Source organism: Methylobacterium sp. WL12 (assembly GCF_008039475.1).
GTDB lineage: Bacteria > Pseudomonadota > Alphaproteobacteria > Rhizobiales > Beijerinckiaceae > Methylobacterium > Methylobacterium cerastii.
This window is the reverse complement of record NZ_VRUW01000179.1, coordinates 1-2,915: the sequence shown is the minus strand read 5'-3', so window position 1 is coordinate 2,915 and position 2,915 is coordinate 1. Positions and strand designations below refer to the sequence as shown.

Genomic DNA, 2,915 nt, shown 5'->3' with positions numbered 1-2,915 from the left:
TAGGTAAGCTAAAGCTTAGGCCTTTAGACGCGACAGAAGCTGGCGGGGCTGGGACTGGATCGGCCCGTTGCATCATAGTCAGCGCCGCTTGGTCGATAGCTGCGTCTCCGGAACTCTTGACGACCGTAGCACTCACGACATGACCACTTTGGTCTAGAACAAAGCTAAGCGTGACCTGCGCGTTCTGATTGGCTGCTATGGTCGGGTAACTACGGTAGCGCGCAAGGTGGACAACAAGCTGCTTTTCCCAGGTCTTCCTTATGCGCTGCTCCGTCTGTTGCGCATTCTGGGCTTGTGCGTCTGAGGCGGTTGTATCTCCCGCAGCCTGAGCAGGAGTCTTTGAGTCTTGATAATGAAACCCCTCTCGCGGAGGCGCGTCTTTCCCCGAGTCCAGCCCTAACCCATCCGACTGAGCGTCTGGCTCGACCTCTTTAGATTTTGCTTCGACTGGATATTTTGCTTCAGACGAAGCTATAACAGGCGATTTAACTGGGCTGCTATCGACATTTTTGTCTGTATTTCCGTCATCGGATTGCGAAGAATTGATTGCTTCAGACGCTTCGTCTGATACGACATCAAACTCTAGACTAATTTCATGACTTTTGACTGCCGTTGAATCGTCATCTTCCGGGATGGATACTGCAATAAAACATATCATAAATGCGACATGCAAAAATAATGCGGCAGAGATGGAAGCCAGCCAAAGGACTTTGTGATCCGATGCCACCGCGAGCGACTCAAGAAATGCTTGCCCCCGCCGTTGAACGCGTTTGAGCGCTGCCCCCCTCACGGGCTCAGAACCGCGGGCGAGAGGGTCAACCGTGCAAGCTGCGGCCTCGTAGTTGATCCGAAGTCTTTGGTGGTCATAACCTGATTTTGGCCAAAATCTCTTGTCAAGGCAGCCCCTGCATCGAGTGGCTATGATTGGCTCTGCATGATACAAACACCTTGCAGATGTGAATTTTGCGCTCAGCCGTAGCCGACATTGCGAGACAGAGCCAGTTTTTGGATGTTTGCGACAGCGATGATTTTAGATGGTCACGCGGTCGCCACGTGGCTGAGCTGACGTGGTCTCACCAGAAAATGTGTCCTTTTGGGCTGGCCCGGAGAATGCACGAAGTGCTCATACCGATGTCACGCTGCCGAGGTTGCTGGTGAAAATTCATGCGCACATCGTCGGCGCAACGTTGGTGTTTGCTGCGCTGGCCTTGCTGCCTGAGGCTTCGTCAGCGGCAACGTTACGTGAGAAGTGGCAAGCCGAGGAGCGTGGGTTTCGTACGCTGAGCGGGTCGATTTGTGACGGATGCGATCCAAGGCCGGTGGGGGCGCGTCGATCCCCGAAGAGCTCCTCCGCACTGGTTGATCCCATTGCGGTTTTGGAAAGATCCTCGCGTACGACAGCCAAATATTTGGCATCTGCTTTGCCAACAGCAGGGCGACCTTCAACGCCGATCGTTGATCGAACGCTTGCGGCAACGAACCAGCGAATCTCGCGTAGGTACGCAAAAATTCTTGCCCGTCGCCGATTGGCGAAACTTATCCGTGCGCGTCGCTATGCGGCAGTGATGGCTCGACGTAAGTCGCAAGCTGCAGCGAGTGCCGCTGCAGCTTCTGCTAAAATCAAAGTCGAGTTTGGCCGTGTTGAGCAGCAGAGTCAATAAGTATCACTTCACATTAGAACGAGTGTTTAGCGATATATTTTTTAGCACTAGCGTATCAGGTTGCACATAGATCATTTTTAAATGTGCCCATGCAACTGAATTTTTCTTGCAACTTGGGTACGATTGCCGAAAGGGGTTATTCGCCCTGACGGAAGCCGGACGAAGGTCGGACATTCTCGACATCGGTTATTTCGACAAAACTCCTTTCTCCATTGTTCCGGATGGTCCAAGCAGGTCGTACACCTCCGAGCACCAGTCTTCTGATCCGTTCCGCACGTATGCTCGTCGAACCTCTGCAGACCATTTGCGGAGTTTATCCTCGATAATGGGTTCTTCGTTGCTAGAGACGGATGTTGCCATCCGCAGCGTTGTCAACTGCCCAGCACGCACTCGGAATTTTGGGCATTGCGCTTCCGCAAAGAGCGATGCCGCAGCGACCTTTGCATAATGCTCAAGCGCATCATCACGGCTCGAAGCAGAGGCCGGCTGGATGAGGCCAAGAAGAAGTCCTAACACCAAAAAAGGCATTGCGTTCTATGCTCGATCGGACATTTTTCGAACTGTCCAACGCTCTTAGATGGGGCTCAATTTAAGCTGGTAGCTAGGGCTTTCTTTCACACCTGAAGGGCCTCGAGGGATCAAAGCGGTGGCTGCAGTGCCGATATGACCTCTGCGTCAGGGCATCCGCGTGTCGCTACGAAGCGGGGGGGCCTCCTGCTCGTCTGCGAGCTGCTCGAGGCCAATTTCGCTTCATCTCGAGTTGGTTAGATGCTGAGGGTAAGGTGATTTTGATGAAGCGGGTTCGTGGTCTCAGTGGTGGGGCTGCTCTTTTGTCCGATTGAATCGTCCGCCTAAGGCAGAGTGTCGCTTTTATATCGCATCGCTTGGGATTCAGAGGCTTGGCGGGTGGGGGCACCGGTTAGAAAGGGTGGAGTGCGATAAGGTCACGCCAGGGCGGGCTTGGCTGGAGAGGCGCGAAACGGGCGCTGTGTCCGTCTTTCGGGTGAGACGGGGATCCGGTCATCGAGACACCGCAAGGGCTGATCGACGTGACAGAAGACAAACCTGCGGCCTGCCGCGCATTTCGGATGGCCGGCTTCGCCGTCGCCGCCGGTTTAGCTGTGGTGGGTCCGGCGGCGTCCGAGACGCTCGAATCGGCGCTCGCGAAGGCCTATGGCGGCAACCCGCAGCTCAATGCCAGCCGCGCGAACGTCCGCGCCACCGACGAGGGCGTCGCGATCGCGAAGTCCGGCT

Annotated in this window: 1 protein-coding gene and 1 pseudogene; one reads left to right on the top strand and one right to left on the bottom strand. The window is 55.1% G+C overall.

Annotated elements, in window-relative coordinates; translation table 11 throughout:
* On the bottom strand, positions 1 to 727 hold a 727-nt coding region (locus FV226_RS27195), incomplete at its 3' end, for a TonB family protein (protein WP_147765364.1).
* 2,022 nt (positions 728 to 2,749) lie between these two features.
* Here FV226_RS27195 and FV226_RS28845 point away from each other — a divergent pair.
* Positions 2,750 to 2,915: pseudogene (locus FV226_RS28845) on the top strand (channel protein TolC); the annotation flags it as partial.